This is a genomic window from Psychrobacter sp. AOP7-A1-24 (assembly GCF_052376235.1).
Classification (GTDB): Bacteria; Pseudomonadota; Gammaproteobacteria; order Pseudomonadales; family Moraxellaceae; genus Psychrobacter.
Genome location: NZ_JBQSVM010000011.1, coordinates 63144 through 80345 on the forward strand (window position 1 = coordinate 63144; position 17202 = coordinate 80345).

Genomic DNA, 17202 nt, shown 5'->3' on the forward strand with positions numbered 1-17202 from the left:
GCATAATTAAAAAGTTAAAATATAAAAAAGCCCTCTACCTACTAGGTAAAGGGCTTTTTTTGACTGCTATATAACTACTTATTTGCTTTGTTGATCACTTGCAATGGCATATACTTCATTGCCTTACCTACAATAGACCATGGTAAACTAGGTACATAGGCCTCATCTACGCCCGCTTCAATCGCCGTAACGATAGCCTTGGTTCCTGTATCGGTATCTACTTCGAACGGTAATGGTTTAGCATTTTCGTTGATTTCAGTGCGAATATAGCCTGGGTAAATGGTGGATACTTTAATCGGTAACTTGGTTAATAGCATATCAGCTCGAATACCTTCTGCTAAATGCGCCAAGCCAGCTTTACTAGCACCATAAGCTGTTAGGTGTTTAGGCATACCACGAACGGCTGACATACTTGATATCACTACTAGATGACCACTATTTTGCGTCCGAAAAATATTCATGGCGGCTTCACACTGTGCTAATGCTGAGATGAAGTTAATTTCAACAGTACGTCGGTTAGTCTCAAAGCGACCTTTGCCGATTCGACGACTTTCGCCAACACCAGCATTTACAATCATTCTATCGATATGACCAAAGTCAGTAGTAAATGCATCAAACACTTCAAAGATCGCATCATAGTCACTGACATCTAATGTTCGGCATTCGACTCGGATATCAGGATATTTGTCCATCAGTTCTGACTTTAGATGTTCCAAACGATCAATACGACGCGCACATATCGCTAAGTTATATCCTAGTTTGGCGAAAAGCTTCGCCATCCCCTCGCCTAGACCTGAACTGGCTCCTGTAATAAGCACCGTTTTACCTTTGCCTATTTGCTGCTTGTTCAAATCTTTTAGATAACTTGAAGGCCGAACGGCACTTACTATCTGATTTTTACGATGGCGAGCATTGTTAGCGACCAACTTTACTAGTTTGTTTTGCATGCACGGTCCTTTGTATGTCGATATTGCACAGAAACGAATTGGTATTTCTTCAGTATAAACGTGTATGGAGTTTATACAACACTATACTATTCACAAAATTGTGCGCAGATTTATCGCCATGTGACGAACGGTTTTCCATCAGAGAATAGATGACTGTATTCATTTAAAGATAACAAGCGAGAACTTTGGTTCTTTAAAGTAATAGAAGTCACACCAGTATTGACCAAACTTTTATTCAATTGATAAGCTGTCTGACTACCTTGTCGCAGTAACTGTGCAGTGATTGCCGCAATGACGCCGCCTGACGTAAATACAAGCACGGTACTGTCTTGACCTAAGCTCATACTTGCTACTTTTGTACGTACTTGTTCAAGTGCTTGCTGTGCACGATTATTAAACTGCGGCCAACTTTCAAGATAGTCTTGATCATTGTCACCACCATGCCAGCGTTGCATCGCTTGATCAAACAGCTCAGCCAGTCGCGTGGCTGGCGATTCTGCTTTGGCGATTTCAGCTGAGATATCAGATCGATTACCCGATGCCTCTGCTGACTTAATAAACACGTCTTTGTGATTAAACTCATCAAACTGCGGTAGGATATAGCTATCAGGCTGATCAAAGTTGATTGCGGCCGCCTTAAGCGTACCATCACTATCATGGCTATGTACAGACGACTGATAGCTCTCCCAAAAATGACGAGCTGAGTCTTGCTGCCGGACCAACCTACCAGTAAATATGGCATCAATACGCCGCTGCGTGGCTGCATAGTGCTGACCCAGCATTTGCGCCTGTATAGTACCTAGCTCTGAGAGCTGGTCATAGTTTTCTTGTCCAAAAGACGCTTGGCCATGACGTGCTAAAAGTATGGTTGTCATAAATTATTACCTTTTATCATATTTGCTAAAGTACGATTTGCTGAGTGCTTACGCTTCAGGAGAGTCAGGTGCTTTTGCAAAATAGCCTTTTGGTAAAATACTTTTGACAACTGTTTGAACAGGGCTTGGCAACTGCTCAATAGTAGCAGCATCTACGCCTATGTCGGCTAAATGCGGCTGAACATGCGCATTGAATAGCGTCTCACCTTCGTATTGAGCAATAAGTTTTAGACACTTGGCATGCATAACATGGATAGCAAGCCATGCGTTTTTGAATGTTGGATTGGTGGTTTGCTTATGATAATAGCGATAGTAGATTTGCTGAATGATGCCTGATAGGCGGAACAAGCCGAATACCTCATAAAAGGTCCAGTTATCTATCTCTAAACCAGACTGTTTTAGATAGTAATCAACCACTTCATCACGTGTCATCATGCCTTCTAAATGTGTTGGCTGGCGACGGAACTGCTGCATGATGATATTGTCATCTTCTTCGATCCAATAGGCCAATGCACTACCCAAGTCCATCAACGGATCGCCAAGCGTTGCCATCTCCCAGTCAAGCACACCAATAACTTTAGTCGGCTCGTCTGCATCGAGTATGACATTGTCAAAGCGCCAATCATTATGAATGATACAGGTTTTGCTATCCGCAGGCGTGTGTTTAGCAAGCCATTGTCTAACTAGTGCAAAGCTTGGTACGTTAGGCGTCTTAGCCTTAACATAACGTCTGTCCCAGCCACTAATTTGACGTTCGCAGTAGCCTTCACCGCGACCCAAACTAACCAAATCAGGATGCTCGGTATAATCTATCTGATGTAACTCTACCAAAGCGTCTAGTACGTTGGTACAAAGCAGACGCGTTTGCTTAGGATTTAGATCGATACCTTCTGGTAATTCTGCGCGAGGGATAATACCCTCCATCCGCTCCATCACATAAAAATCAGCGCCGATAACAGCGTCATCCGTACATAAGGCAATCATTTCAGGCACATAAGGATAGGCATCTTTCAACGCCTTTTGGACAGTGTATTCGCGTACCATGTCATGTGCAGATTTTGCTTTCGTGCCTTTCGGTGGACGACGTAATATGAGATCTTGGTTTTTGTCTTCGCCTTCATACTGTAATCGATACGTCCAGTTTGATGCACCGCCCGAGAACTGAGTAACAGTAGGCTCGCCTACTATGTCGACACCTTGAGCGCGTAGCCATTCACTAATTGCTTTGGTATCAAGCTCTTCACCCTCGCGTACGGCACCGCCTTTGTCTAGTACTTTATTATCAGTTGCCATGAGACATTCCTTATCATGTGATCATTTATTTTTATAACAGATATGAGTGATAAAAATTCACTACTAAGTTGTTAATAGTGAATTTTCAAGTGGTATTACGATTGGCATATTCTTAATAACAGTTGCGTGAGTAAATCAAAATCGACTCACACGACTATTTGTCAGAATTAAGCTTTATCAGATTTAGTAGGACGACTAAAACCTTGACGCTTTAACTCTAGCTTGGCAATCATTGTTTTATGTACTTCATCAGGACCATCTGCTAAACGTAATACACGTGCTTGGGCGTAAAACCCTGGCAACATCGTGTCTTGACATACACCCATTCCACCATGGATTTGGATAGCCATATCTACTACTTCTTGCAATACAGTTGGCGCCACTACTTTAATGGCTGAGATTTCAGTTAGTGCTTTTTTGGTGCCTTGAGCATCCATTTTTTGTGCTGCATACAGTGTTAGCAAGCGGGCTTGATCAATTTTGATACGGGCCTCGCTGATACGCTCAAAGTTACCACCCAATTGCAGTAGCGGCTTGCCAAATGCGGTACGTGACATCCCGCGATTTACTGCCAGCTCCATGGATTTTTCGGCAGCACCAATACAACGCATGCAATGATGAATACGTCCTGGCCCTAAGCGACCTTGCGCGATCTCAAAGCCCATACCAGGTCCACCAATAAAGTGACTAACTGGCACACGGACATTCTCAAAGCTAATTTCACCATGTCCATGCGGTGCATCATAATCACCAAAGACTTTGAGCATGCGCTTGATTTTCACCCCTGCGGTTTTAACTGGCACAAGTACCATAGAGTGCTGATGATGACGGTCTGCACTTTCATCTGCGGTATATGCCATCACAATCAAAACATCAACTGCTGGATCACCAAGACCAGATGACCACCACTTGCTACCATTGATTACAATCTCATCACCCTCGACGACAGCGGTTGCTTGCATGTTGGTCGCATCACTGGATGCCACATCAGGCTCAGTCATACAGAACACAGAGCGTGTTTCGCCTGACAGTAGCGGAGTCAGCCATTTATCTTGCTGCTCTTGAGAGCCATAACGCCATAGCAGTTCCATATTGCCACTATCAGGGGCATTGCAGTTGAATACATGTGGCGCAAGCAAACTGCGCCCCGTCAACTCTGCGATAGGTGCATAATCAGTGACTGAAAGTCCTGCACCCAACGTATCATCAGGTAAGAATAAATTCCATAGGCCCTCTTCACGAGCTTGTTTACGTAGATTTTCGTAGGCTTCTGGCCATTCCCAGTTTCCCCAGTTGCCATCAGGATTTTTTTTGTGACATTCTTCCCAGAACTGCGCTTCGATGGGTTCAATGTGCGTTTCGATGAACGCTTTGACTTTAGCATGCATGGCTTGACCATGTTCTGTTGCGGTAAACATTAAATTGTCGTTAGACATAAATGACTTCCTTTTCTTTATTAATTGATTGTCTAAATCATGTGTTGATAAAAGCTCCATGAGAACTTTAGTGCACGCACGTATACTGTTTTCCGTGTGCTTCATTTATAACACAGCAATTGTCAATAAACAGCAAAAAGGCGCGACCAGCTAGGCCACGCCTTTTACAAAATATAAACAATGTATCTAAAAAATATTGAGCCGTAAATTACTACTATTTAACTATCGTAATGATAAATAACACTATTTCAGAATATTTAGGCGACTGTTAAGATCGAAACGCGCAAGCGCATCAGGTAGTTTATCTACGGCGATGCTCAGTGTTGCTTCTGCTGCTTGAGCCAAACCTAACTTTTCTGCTAACGTTGGTTTCTGACGTGAATACAATGCATATACCTCATTATCTTCCATACGCTCTAAAATATAGCTGTCTGATGTCTGCAGACTATCAATTAAGTTAAGTTTTAACGCATCTTCGCCATACCAATGTTCACCCGTGGCTACTTTGGCAACATCGAGTTCTGGACGATAGGTATTAACGAAATGCTTGAATAGCTCATGCGTCTGCTCTAGCTCTTCTTGGTACTTGGCACGGTCTTCGGTGTCATTTTCACCAAATACGGTTACTGTGCGTTTATAGTCACCAGCAGTAAACATCTCATAATCGACGTCATGATTTTTTAGCCATTTATGAAAATTTGGTAGTTGCGATACCACACCAATGGAACCAATGATAGCGAATGGCGCTGCAATTATATTATCTGCAACACAAGCCATCATATAGCCGCCGCTCGCCGCCACTTTATCGACACAAACAGTCAATTTTAGGCCAGCATCTTTTAAGCGAACCAACTGTGCTGCCGCCAGACCATAGCCATGTACCAAACCACCGCCTGATTCAAGACGTACGATAACCTCGTCACCTTTGTTTGCTGTGCTAATTAGAGTGCTGATTTCTTCACGCAAATGTTTGACCGCAGTTGCTTTGATGTCACCGTCGAAATCGAGCACAAAAACTTGTGCCTTATCATCGGTATGTTTTTTCTTACTCTTAGTTTTTGCTTTCAGTGCTTGCTTGGCTTTTTTGGCCATGGCTTTTTTGAACTGTTTGAGGGCAGCTTTGCCTTGAGTGGCTTCCATCAGATCTTCGCGGCGCTGCTTTTGAGCATCATTTAGGTGACGTATTTTAAGCTCAACAGGGTTCTTAGGGGGATGAGATAGCATGTTTATAAATCCTCAAGTCAGTAAATATATTGATATTGCTGTTTTTATTAGCGTGCGATTGATATGTGCACACTAAGCAGTATTTTCAAGCACAATGACAATATTTAACCCAATACAAATATCCCTGAATAAATACGTCTGATACTTGTATATTCCCGTTATTTGATTGAACTTAGCTGGTTGTATAACAAAGGGAGATTAGGCATAATATGCGTTTATATCAAATTTTCTGCAGCCAACGTGATGACCATATGTCTTAATCGCGTTGTTTGTGTGTTTTTTTTGCAAATAGCTTGAAACGCACCGCAATGGCTGCATTATTGTACTTTGAATTGGGCTGATAACTGGATAACCATATTATGACGCATAGCGAATACCGAGACGAATATTGCGGAGCTGTAACCGAAAGCTTAATTGATCAAACCATTAGTGTCGTAGGCTGGGTACATCGTCGTCGCGATCACGGTGGCGTGATTTTTTTAGACATGCGTGACCGTGCTGGTATCTTACAGGTCGTCGTTGATCCTGATACTCCAGAAGCTTTTGCGACTGCTGATGCAGTACGTCCAGAATACGTACTAAAAATTACTGGTCGCGTACGTCGTCGTTATGAAGGCACTGAAAACGCTAATATGACCAGTGGTCAAATTGAGCTATTGGGCAAAGAAATTGAAGTATTGGCCAAATCTGAAACACCACCATTCCCATTGAATGACGAAAAAAGCACAGTATCAGAAGACTTGCGCCTAAAATATCGTTATCTAGATATGCGTCGTCCGCAAATGCAGGAGCGTATGGTGTTCCGTGCTAAGGCAACCTCCGCGATTCGTCGTTATCTAGACGATCATGGTTTCTTAGACGTTGAGACACCGATTCTAACTCGTGCAACGCCTGAAGGCGCGCGTGATTATCTTGTACCATCACGTACTCGTCCAGGTAACTTCTTTGCCCTGCCACAGTCACCACAGCTATTTAAGCAATTATTGATGGTTTCAGGTTTTGACCGTTATTATCAAATCGCTAAATGCTTCCGTGATGAAGATTTACGTGCCGATCGTCAGCCTGAATTTACTCAGGTGGATATCGAGACTTCTTTCTTAAATGAAGAAGAAATCATGAACATCAACGAAGGTCTGATCAAGCATTTGTTCAAAACAATGATGGACGTTGAGTTCGAGCAGTTCCCACGCATGACTTACGCAGAAGCAATGCGCGACTATGCATCAGACAAGCCTGACTTACGTATTCCTCTAAAGTTAGTTGACGTTGCAGATTTGATGAAAGACGTTGACTTTAAGGTATTTGCTGGTCCTGCTAACGACCCTAAAGGCCGCGTGGCTGCCCTACGTATCCCTGGTGGCGCATCATTAAGCCGTAAGCAAATCGATGCTTATACCAAGTTTGTCGGTATTTATGGTGCACGTGGTTTGGCTTATATCAAAGTCAATGACGCTAGCAGCATTAACAACGGTGTGGACAAAGAGTCTGGCCTACAGTCTCCAATCATCAAAAACATGACTGACGATGTACTTGTTAGCTTGATCGAGCGTACTGCTGCAGAAGATGGCGATATTATCTTCTTTGGCGCGGACAAAGCCAGTGTCGTGAACGATGCCATCGGCGCATTACGTCAAAAAATCGGTCTAGACCTTGAAATGACGACTTGTGAGTGGGCACCACTTTGGGTGACTGACTTCCCAATGTTTGAAGAAACTGAAGATGGTCGTTGGACATCAATGCATCATCCGTTCACTAAGCCTAAAGGCTCAGTTGAAGAGTTGAAAAACAACCCAGAATCTGCCCTCTCTATCGCTTACGACATGGTATTGAACGGTACTGAGATTGGTGGTGGTAGCTTACGTATCAATACTTATGATATGCAGCAAGCTGTCCTTGAAGCTTTGGGTATTGGTGAGCAAGAAGCTGAAGACAAATTTGGTTTCTTACTTGATGCCCTAAAATTTGGTGCGCCACCGCATGGCGGCCTAGCATTTGGTTTGGACCGTTTGATTATGCTCATGGTAGGCGCAAGCTCTATCCGTGACGTTATCGCCTTCCCAAAAACCAAAACTGCTGATTGCCCATTGACCCAAGCACCTGCTGGCGTTGATAGCAAACAACTACGTGAGCTTGGTATCCGTGTGCGTGAAAAAGCACAGGCTGATACCAACAAGTCTGCTGAATAAATCGCTTAATGATGCGCGGTTACTGTCTGCAGTGCTTGTTACGTGATCCATTATCATGTGAGTGGTCATGAATCCGTATCGTATTTTCAAATACGTGCCATTATCTGTATTGCAGATGCTGGCACGTATTGTTGCGTGGGTAATTATTCAGCTACCTCGTTTGAGCATCATGCGTACCATCGATATAAATATTTCATTGATTGCGCCGACACTCCCTAAAGCACAAAAACAAGCACTGACTAAAGACATTATCTATCATCAATGTTTGACCAGTATTGAATCTATGAAGAGCTGGGCGATGTCACCTGAATGGAGCATCGCTCAAATTTGTGATGTCCATAATAAAGACATTCTAATAGAAGGTCTTGCCAATCCTAACGGCATGCTGGCTATCGTTCCTCATCTCGGTACTTGGGAGATGATGAATGCTTGGCTCAATCAATTTGGTGCGCCAACCATCATGTACAAACCTGTAAAGGGTAAGCTCACTAATGAGTTTGTCTTACAAGGTAGATCACGTCTCAACGCAACGTTGGTACCTACCGATGGTAGCGGGGTCAAAGCCGTATTCAAAACCCTCAAGCAAGGTGGGTTTAGTATTGTACTGCCAGATCACGTACCAGACCCCTCAGGCGGCGTTGTCGTTCCATTCTTTGGTATTGAAACATTAACCAGTACACTTGCCTCAAAATTAGCCAGTAAAACCGAATGTGATCTAGTTGGCTTATCTTGTATTCGCCGTACCGATGGACGCGGTTTTGATATCTACTGCTACAAGCTCGACAATCCAGCCTTATACGACCGTAATGCTGAAGTGGCGACTCATGCTCTCAATCAGGCCATGGAGCGTATGATTACAGACAATTACAGTCACTATATGTGGGGCTACCGACGTTTTAAGCGTATCCCAAACTTGGGAAATCCTTATAAGAAAGATAAAGAGACTTTAGCAGCTTTTATCCAATCTCATCATTCTAACGTTTCTAATCAGCCTGATAGTAATGCCAACGATAGCGTCAAAAATGACAACATTAAAAGTGACAACATTAAAAATGATAGCGCTGTTAAAAGTAATAACACTAAGCTCGACAATCATTAGTCATTATCAACCTAACGTTGCACTATTTAGACGTACCATCAGTTACAGCTATGCTAATATTGGCTGAGCTCTATATTCTTTTATTTTTATTAGTCCTTCATTTATCTGACTATTATCTCAATACGAGTGCATTATGACATCTGACGTAACTAAGACCTCATCTATAAACTCTAGTAACATCAGCACAAATGCGGCTGAACAGCGCTATATCATCTGTATGAAATGGGGCGACAAATATGGTCCTGAATACGTCAATCGTCTCTACAATATGGTTAGCCGACATCTAACCTTAGATTTTCAAATGGTCTGCTTAACCGATGACAGCGCAGGTATTGACCCTGCGATTGCTTGTTATCCGATACCTGACATGGATTTACCAGCAGGCCCTGAACGTGGTTGGAAAAAACTGACTACCTTCAAGCCTGAGCTGTATGATCTAAAAGGTATTGCCCTATTTTTAGATATTGATATTGTTATTGTCGATAATATTGATGCGTTTTTTACGTATCAGGCGGAGCATGAAGACAGTGTCGTCATCATCCGCGACTGGAAAAAACCTTGGCGCATGATTGGTAACAGCTCTGTCTATCGCTTCAATATTGGTATGAATACCTATCCTGATTTGCTATCCAATTTTGAGCGAAACTTTGAGACCATTCGCACCCAAGTACGTCATGAGCAGGCTTACCTCTCTAACTATTTGCGTGAGCATCACCACTTAGAATATTGGGATAAGACATGGTGTGTCAGCTTTAAGTACCAATGTATTGCGCCGATTCCTTTTAACTTTGTACGCACACCTACTCTGCCGGATGATGCAAAAATCGTTATTTTCCACGGTGAGATTAACCCGCCCGATGCAATTGCTGGTAGTGGCGGTAAATGGTATCGTCATGTGAAGCCAAGCCCATGGTTAAAAGACCATTGGCAATAGAGGCTTAGCAATTAACCATATTTAGACAATTTATAATTAGCGTAAAGGCAGTGTATTAAGATATAAAATAGGTGATATAAACGACTGGAAAATAGTATGGCGCTATATTTGAGACTACCTGCGACCGCTGGGTTCAATATTGATAATGAGCTCATCATTATCAAGGCTTTCAATGCCAATGAACCAACACAAAGCTTGCATGGAAAAGACGTCAATATTATCGCCTCAGGGCCATCTATACAGCAGCTGTCATTATCAGAGCTACTAGATACACCTACTATTTTTGTCAATGGTAGTATCAGCCTGACTGGGCAGCATCGCTTTACCGATATTGTTGGTTACGTTATCAGTGATGCACGCTTCATCAATCATCAGCCTGAGATTTTACAGCAGTATTATACGGGGCAACCTCTATATGCAACATTAGCTGTCTTCGAAGCAATGGCCACTACGCACCCTGATATTATGCGAACGTACCATCATGCCATGCAAGTGTTGTATCCAGTAGACAGGCCGTGGGGAGTCAAGTCAAACAAGCTATCTTTTAGTAAACTTATCTTTAAGAAGAAACGACTCAATAAAAAAATGCCGCTTTCGTACTTTATCAATAATCCAAACTTTATTATTGATGGCGATCATAAAGCGGCTGATATTGGCGTCTCTCTTAACATTACTCATGGGTTTGTGGAAGCAGGCACTGTCGCCTATGTAGCAGCGCAGTTAGCTTTTTCGCGTCAGGCAGCGAGTATTCATCTTTACGGTATTGATCTGCTCAACAGTGAGCAACCACGGTTTTATGAAAGCAAAAACAATAGTGCACCAAGTATGCTTAGCAAAGTCATGAAAGAACGCATTGTGCCCTCGTTTAACTTACTCGGCAAAATCTATCAATCGCATGGTGTCCCTGTCATCAATCATTCTCCTATCTCTAAATCGCTATTTGACACTTTATAGTTAATGACTCGCAATTGATAACTTCTACTTGATTGTATTTACTTGGAAACCATCAAGACTTATAAACTCTCATTTTTATCTGAATCTAGAACAGAACCAAAAGATAAATACTGTTGTGCAATGTGTTCAGGTAATAACTTTTGATTTAACGGCACGATGTAATCTGAAAGATTGTCTATGGCTTGGTCGATGAGCAAAGCCAAGCCATCAATATCACCTACCGCAATCAAGTTTTGCTCAGGTAATAGTTCTCTTGGCCCGAAAGGACAATCCGTACTAATTACTGGTACACTCAGCGCTTGCGCCTCTACAATGACATAGCCAAAGCCTTCAAACTTAGAAGTAAGCACCATCAGTGCAGCTGATCTAATTAATGGATAAGGGTTGGTTTGGAAGCCTAAAAACTTAATACAATTGCTAATATTTAGTTGGACAGCCAACTGTTTAATCTCTGCTTCAAGCCTACCTTTACCTACTAATACTAATGGTAGCTTTCGTTCTGTGTTGGCATACGCTTGTAGTAAGTCTCGATGACCTTTCATGCTATCAAATGAAGCTACATGTATAATGTATTCTTTATCTACTAAGCCGAAATGCTCAAGATGGCTAGACTCTGCTGCTTTGGTATTTATAGTGGTAGCATCACAAGGATTATAGATTGTTGTGGTTCTGGTAATATTTCCTATAAGATCAATCAAATCTTGGCGTGCACCCTTACTCACACAGCTACAAGTATGAGCACCATAGACCATTTTTAAGTGATTTATAGTCTGTACTGGTGCCTCTAATAATTGGTTTTGGAACTGTTTTGATAGCGCCGTATGCAATATATTTACGATATTTGGTAACTGGCTATATGCCATGATCCAGTTTATCTTATAGATATTGGCCAATACCAAATCTGGCACTCCTATTTGGCTACGTACGTAATTATCAATACGGTTAGCAACTGATTCGTAGGCTTGTGCTTGAGTAGACTCTGGGTCGAGATTCTGCTCAGAAAACACCTCATTATACGGCACTATGTGATATCGCACGCGAGCGTCTAGTAGCATCTCTTGCGTCGCTTCCAAGCATAAGATATGGACACGGTAGCCCATATCTACATAAGTACTTGCCAATGTCGTAACCATACGCTCAGCACCACGACCCTCAAGCGCCTTTAAAATAAACAAAATAATAGGTGGCATTAGTGTCTCAGCTTGATTTTTTGACAGTATAGGCATGATAAGTTGGCCAAATGAGTTAACTATAGTCATACTTATTGCAGCATTCTGACTTTATATGCTAGTCTCACCTACCGCTGGTGTTCGACATTTACTCAGTAAAATACTAGCACGACTTAACGGTATCTCTATAAAAAACAATAATTAGTCTAACTATCTAAATCGATTAAACCTTGTTAATAATTGCATCAGCAAATATCATAGCTAGTCTAGTATAGCTACTACAATAGATGTATATCCGAAAAGAGCAGGATCAGTTATGAAGCAGCCTGATGAGAAAACATTAGACATCGTCATTGCTTGGGTAGATGGCGCAGACCCTATACTCAAACAAAAGCGAGAACAGTATAAGCCAAGTAAAGAAGTGGCATCTGACGCCATAACTGACACGCGTTTCGCCAGTGACGATGAGATATACTATAATATTGCTTCTATCATCAAATATATGCCTTTTTGTCGCCATATATATATTGTCACAGATCAACAAAAGCCAGCGTTCATTGATGAGTTTGTTAAGCAAGGTATTTGCTCAGCAGATAAAATACGCATCGTTGATCATAAGGACATATTTTCCGGTTATGAGCAGTTTTTACCTACGTTCAATACCCGATCGATTGAATCGATGATATGGAATATTGATGAGCTATCTGATTACTTCGTTTATATGAACGATGATTTCTTTTTTAACCAACCAGTCAGAGTAGATGACTTTTTGGATGGTAGAAAGCTGAACATTCACGGCCACTGGCGTAAAAGTGCGGCATTAAGCGCTAAGCTTAATTTACGAAAATCTCGCTTTAAATTATTTGGAACACCGATTCAACCAAGGCATACTCTTGCCCAAATGCTAAGCGCCAAAATACTCGGTATGGATAAATTCTTTGAAATTCATCACTATCCTCATATCGTTGATCGGAACATATTGAAAGATTATTTGCTTAATCATCCTCAGCTGCTAACAGAACAAATTAGATATAAATTTAGAGACGTGGCTCAGGTGAATCCAATAACCCTGATGAATCATCTAAAAATTCAAAATAGTGAAGCAAATCTAAAACCTGATACCTCTGTCAACTATCTAAAAAATGAAAGTAGTGTCGATGATTTTATTACTGCTTTAGAAGATAAATCTATTAAGTACGGTTGTATCCAAAGCCTAGATCTTCTTGAACCAGACTCACACAAGAAAATCAGCCAAGCTATGAAGCATAAATTTTTCGCGTATCTCCCCACTTCTGTGACGGAGAACGCCAGCTATCTGAGCTGACACAGTATCGTAATTTTGAACCTTATTTAGCATAAACCAATTTTGGATTCGATCCATCAAAGCGTAAACATTACTTGGATATATTATGAAAATAGCAGTAGTAGGTACAGGCTACGTAGGCCTATCAAATGCAATGCTATTAGCACAGCACAACGAAGTCGTCGCTGTCGACATTGTTCCTGAAAAAATTAACTTATTGAATGCTAAGCAGTCGCCTATTGAAGATGAAGATATTGAAGATTTTTTCTCAAACAAAAATCTCAATTTTTCTGCGACACTTGATGCAGCGACAGCCTATGAAGGCGCTGATTTTATTATTGTGGCGACACCAACTGATTATGATGCCAAGACCAATTACTTCAATACATCAACGGTAGAGGCAGTAATTGAGCAAGTACTTTTGGTCAATCATCAAGCAACCATTATCATAAAGTCTACCGTACCAGTGGGATATACGGCAAGTATTAGAGAACGCTATACAACTGACCGTATCATCTTTTCACCCGAATTCTTGAGAGAAGGCAAGGCGCTGCATGATAACCTTTACCCTTCTCGAATCATTGTAGGTGAACAGTCAGAAAGAGCTCAATTGTTCGCTAACTTACTACTTGAAGGTGCCATCAAAAAGGACGTGCCGCTCCTGTTTGTAAAGCCTACTGAAGCTGAGGCGATTAAGTTGTTTTCTAATACTTATTTAGCGATGCGCGTGGCCTATTTTAATGAGCTTGATACTTACGCTCAAACATTTGGGCTCGAAACCAAACAGATCATAGAAGGTATTGGGTTAGACCCGCGTATTGGTGATCATTATAACAACCCCTCATTTGGCTATGGTGGCTACTGCTTGCCTAAAGATACCAAACAGCTATTGGCAAATTATGATGAGGTGCCAAGTAATCTAATAAAAGCCATTGTCGACTCTAATAGAACTCGTAAAGACTTTATCGCTGATAAGATTATTGAACGAAAACCAAAAATTGTAGGTATACACCGATTGGTTATGAAAAGCGGATCAGACAACTTTAGAGCATCTGCGATACAAGGCATCATGAAGCGCATCAAGGCAAAGGGGATTGAAGTCATTGTCTATGAACCTGTGTTGAAAGAAGACAATTTCTTTAACTCGCGGGTTATTCAGGATTTAGACACTTTCAAATCAATGAGTGATGTGATTGTCGCCAACCGCTTATCTGATGAGATAAAAGATGTGGCGGACAAAGTATTTACTCGCGATTTATTTGGGAACGATTAATGAAAATTTTAGTCACTGGTGCGGCAGGCTTTATTGGTTTCCACTTAATCAAAGCATTATTGGAAACGGGCGTATCTGATAGCGAATATTCTATTGTTGGTATCGATAATATCAATGACTATTATGATGTGGATTTAAAAAAAGAGCGTTTAAGAATATTAGGTGAGATAGCATTGCCAGACAAATTTACGTTCATCAAGTTAGACCTTGCTGATCGCGAAGCCATGTCTGAGCTTTTTGCCACCCATCAATTCGATACCGTTGTTAATTTGGGCGCTCAAGCGGGCGTACGCTACTCTATCGAAAACCCAAATGCTTATATTGATTCAAACGTGGTTGGATTTGTTAATATCTTAGAAGGGTGTCGTCACCACGATATCAAGCACTTGATCTACGCTAGTTCGAGCTCCGTATATGGTATGAATATTAAGCAACCATTTACCACTGCGGATTGTGTTGATTTTCCTATCAGTTTATATGCAGCTACCAAGAAATCAAATGAGCTCATGGCACATAGCTATAGCCATTTATACAATATCCCTACCACAGGTCTGCGCTTTTTTACGGTTTACGGTCCTTATGGTCGACCAGATATGGCTTATTTTTCTTTTACTAAGAAAATTTTGGCGGGCGAACGCATCAACGTCTTCAATAATGGTGTTATGCAACGTGACTTTACGTATATTGATGATATCGTCAACGGCATTATTCGTATAATCAACAAAGCGCCCTCTCCTCAATACTCTACTATCACGACAGCAACCGCCCCCTACAAGATTTATAATATTGGTAACAATCAGCCAGTCACACTGCGCCGCTTCATTACTGCTATCGAAGACGCATGTGGCAAAAAAGCACAGGAAAACTTATTACCTATGCAAGCAGGTGATGTACCTATTACCTACGCAGATATAGATGAGTTGGTAGAGGATATTGGCTTCAAACCTGAAACCAGTATCGAAAAGGGTATCAAAAAATTTGTTGAATGGTACAAGCAATACTATTCAGTTTAAGCGAAAATATCTCATAAACTATTTTGGTATCAATTTTTTAGACAGACGTTTAAGCCCTAATTGCATCGTACTTGTTCAAAGGATTTTAGTGACATGGCTACACCTTCAAACTGGCAAAGAAAACTGCTATTGATATTTCTAAGTGAAAAAAGATTGAATGCGGGTAAGGTTGTCAAAAATTATTATGGTAAAAGCTTTGATGAGATGAAAACGACCATAATAACCGAGTCATTATGTGATACTGAAGCACTGACAAATGAGCGTAAAAGTACAGACTTAGAAACTCACTTAAACAACTTAAAGTATCAATCATTAGGAGAGTCTGAGCTCTGCTTTTATCACAATACGCTTATTATATTGATGCGGCGTAAATACAAAATAGACAAAACGTTTGCTGAATTTGAAAAACTTTGGGAGACAGAAAGCAACTATTTATTAGAGCATTTATCGCTACGCTGGATTGTTTCAGCTTGTGATACTTTTATCGACCATTCAAATGACCCTAGTAGAGCTGCAATTCTCATGAATGTCATTACTCTAATGAATACGTTGAGAGTGCATGAAACTAGACGTTTTTTACAGTTGAATACAGATTCTGAGTCATTGCCGCTAATAAAAGAAAAAACTGAAAAACTTTATGCTGGGGATCTGCCACTATATGAGGGGCTTACCTATTTTCGTATAGGTACAGACGATAGCTTAAGGAATATGCGTAAACGCTACAAAAAATTCATTAAAGTCGATAAATTAGCTACTACTATTCTACTAGCTGTATTTGAAAAGCTTCAAAACAATCAAAGTGCTTTTGCATTGATACGACAGCTACATAGAGATGACTGGTCTAAATGGTGGAGTGACTAAAAGCTATTTAGCTTTCCTTTATTCGTGTACAAAATCGATATACTTTTTGGCAACTGTAGTAGGGAGTAGTGCTTTATCAAATTTAGAAGAGAACCGCTCTGGATTGTTCATTGCTAAACTAAGTTTTTCAGCAATAGCATCTATATCTCTTATAGGCATCAAGTTATTTTTTGGTAAAAGCTCACTCGGGCCAGACTGACAATCAGTGCTAATGACGGGTGTACCAAGTGCTAATGACTCTGCAATCACTAAAGCAAATCCTTCTCTATCAGAAGTCAATACTTTAAATTTCGCATGTTTTATATAGGGGAAAGGATTGTCATGAAAACCTAAAAAGGTGACCTTTTCTTTCAAGCCCAGTTCTGTCACTAGCTCCTTCATACTATCTTTTAATTTACCTTTGCCCAAAAGAAGTAAGGGTAAAGACTGATCTGTCTTCGCATAAGCTCTTATGAGCACATCATGTCGTTTTGCTTCTTTAAAGCTACCAACATGGATAATATAGTTTTGAAGTTCTGGAACAAATGCGTTAGCTAGTTTTTGAATGCTATCTCTGTCTATCGGATTATGAATGGTAGTTGTGGGCATTGTGCTGCCAAAAATCCCTATAAAATCTTCTTTCACACCGTTACTCA

At 41.1% G+C, this 17202-nt stretch carries 15 protein-coding genes; 8 read left to right on the forward strand and 7 right to left on the reverse strand.

The features are described from left to right. Positions 1 to 74: 74 nt before the first annotated feature. From ACT3QQ_RS05790 to sohB, 5 genes are all read right to left on the reverse strand, one after another. Positions 75 to 947, reverse strand: coding sequence for an SDR family oxidoreductase (locus ACT3QQ_RS05790; protein WP_444527257.1), 873 nt, complete (start codon positions 945 to 947; stop codon positions 75 to 77). Positions 948 to 1057: 110 nt separating this feature from the next. Continuing rightward, positions 1058 to 1822 carry a histidine phosphatase family protein gene (locus ACT3QQ_RS05795; protein WP_444527258.1) on the reverse strand — a complete coding sequence of 255 codons (765 nt, stop codon included), beginning with the start codon at positions 1820 to 1822 and terminating at the stop codon, positions 1058 to 1060. A gap of 48 nt (positions 1823 to 1870) precedes the next feature. Beyond that, a complete protein-coding gene (locus ACT3QQ_RS05800) occupies positions 1871 to 3115 on the reverse strand; it encodes a phosphotransferase family protein (protein WP_444527259.1) in 1245 nt (414 codons plus the stop codon). A 167-nt stretch (positions 3116 to 3282) separates the two neighbouring features. Continuing rightward, positions 3283 to 4533: an acyl-CoA dehydrogenase family protein gene (locus tag ACT3QQ_RS05805; RefSeq protein WP_444527269.1), complete on the reverse strand. Its 1251-nt coding sequence runs from the start codon at positions 4531 to 4533 to the stop codon at positions 3283 to 3285. Between the two features lie 261 nt (positions 4534 to 4794). Beyond that, positions 4795 to 5775 carry a protease SohB gene (gene sohB / locus ACT3QQ_RS05810; protein WP_444527260.1) on the reverse strand — a complete coding sequence of 327 codons (981 nt, stop codon included), beginning with the start codon at positions 5773 to 5775 and terminating at the stop codon, positions 4795 to 4797. A gap of 359 nt (positions 5776 to 6134) precedes the next feature. Here sohB and aspS point away from each other — a divergent pair, with 359 nt between their 5' ends. From aspS to ACT3QQ_RS05830, 4 genes are all read left to right on the forward strand, one after another. Continuing rightward, positions 6135 to 7961 carry an aspartate--tRNA ligase gene (gene aspS, locus ACT3QQ_RS05815; RefSeq protein WP_444527261.1) on the forward strand — a complete coding sequence of 609 codons (1827 nt, stop codon included), beginning with the start codon at positions 6135 to 6137 and terminating at the stop codon, positions 7959 to 7961. Between the two features lie 67 nt (positions 7962 to 8028). Further along, positions 8029 to 9060, forward strand: coding sequence for a lysophospholipid acyltransferase family protein (locus ACT3QQ_RS05820; RefSeq protein ID WP_444527262.1), 1032 nt, complete (start codon positions 8029 to 8031; stop codon positions 9058 to 9060). Positions 9061 to 9193: 133 nt separating this feature from the next. Beyond that, complete coding sequence (locus ACT3QQ_RS05825) at positions 9194 to 9994, forward strand: glycosyltransferase (RefSeq protein WP_444527263.1); 801 nt, start codon at positions 9194 to 9196, stop codon at positions 9992 to 9994. 96 nt (positions 9995 to 10090) lie between these two features. After that, complete coding sequence (locus tag ACT3QQ_RS05830) at positions 10091 to 10948, forward strand: hypothetical protein (RefSeq protein WP_444519743.1); 858 nt, start codon at positions 10091 to 10093, stop codon at positions 10946 to 10948. A 59-nt stretch (positions 10949 to 11007) separates the two neighbouring features. On the opposite strand, the gene ACT3QQ_RS05835 is transcribed toward ACT3QQ_RS05830, so the two are convergent. After that, on the reverse strand, positions 11008 to 12174 hold the full coding sequence (locus tag ACT3QQ_RS05835) for a glycosyltransferase (RefSeq protein WP_444519742.1): 1167 nt from the start codon (positions 12172 to 12174) through the stop codon (positions 11008 to 11010). Positions 12175 to 12433: 259 nt separating this feature from the next. Between ACT3QQ_RS05835 and ACT3QQ_RS05840 the strand changes: the two genes are divergently transcribed. From ACT3QQ_RS05840 to ACT3QQ_RS05855, 4 genes are all read left to right on the forward strand, one after another. Beyond that, positions 12434 to 13441, forward strand: a complete 1008-nt coding sequence (locus tag ACT3QQ_RS05840) for a capsular polysaccharide biosynthesis protein (protein ID WP_444519741.1) — start codon at positions 12434 to 12436, stop codon at positions 13439 to 13441. A gap of 85 nt (positions 13442 to 13526) precedes the next feature. Further along, on the forward strand, positions 13527 to 14693 hold the full coding sequence (locus ACT3QQ_RS05845; RefSeq protein ID WP_444527264.1) for a nucleotide sugar dehydrogenase: 1167 nt from the start codon (positions 13527 to 13529) through the stop codon (positions 14691 to 14693). Then, entirely contained in the window at positions 14693 to 15706 is a 1014-nt protein-coding gene (locus tag ACT3QQ_RS05850; RefSeq protein WP_444519739.1) for an NAD-dependent epimerase, read from the forward strand. Before ACT3QQ_RS05845 ends, ACT3QQ_RS05850 begins: the two co-directional genes overlap by 1 nt. A 93-nt stretch (positions 15707 to 15799) precedes the next feature. Continuing rightward, on the forward strand, positions 15800 to 16567 hold the full coding sequence (locus tag ACT3QQ_RS05855) for a hypothetical protein (RefSeq protein ID WP_444519738.1): 768 nt from the start codon (positions 15800 to 15802) through the stop codon (positions 16565 to 16567). Between the two features lie 18 nt (positions 16568 to 16585). On the opposite strand, the gene ACT3QQ_RS05860 is transcribed toward ACT3QQ_RS05855, so the two are convergent. Continuing rightward, positions 16586 to 17202, reverse strand: a 617-nt coding sequence (locus ACT3QQ_RS05860) for a glycosyltransferase (RefSeq protein WP_444527265.1), incomplete at its 5' end; no start/stop codon positions are given.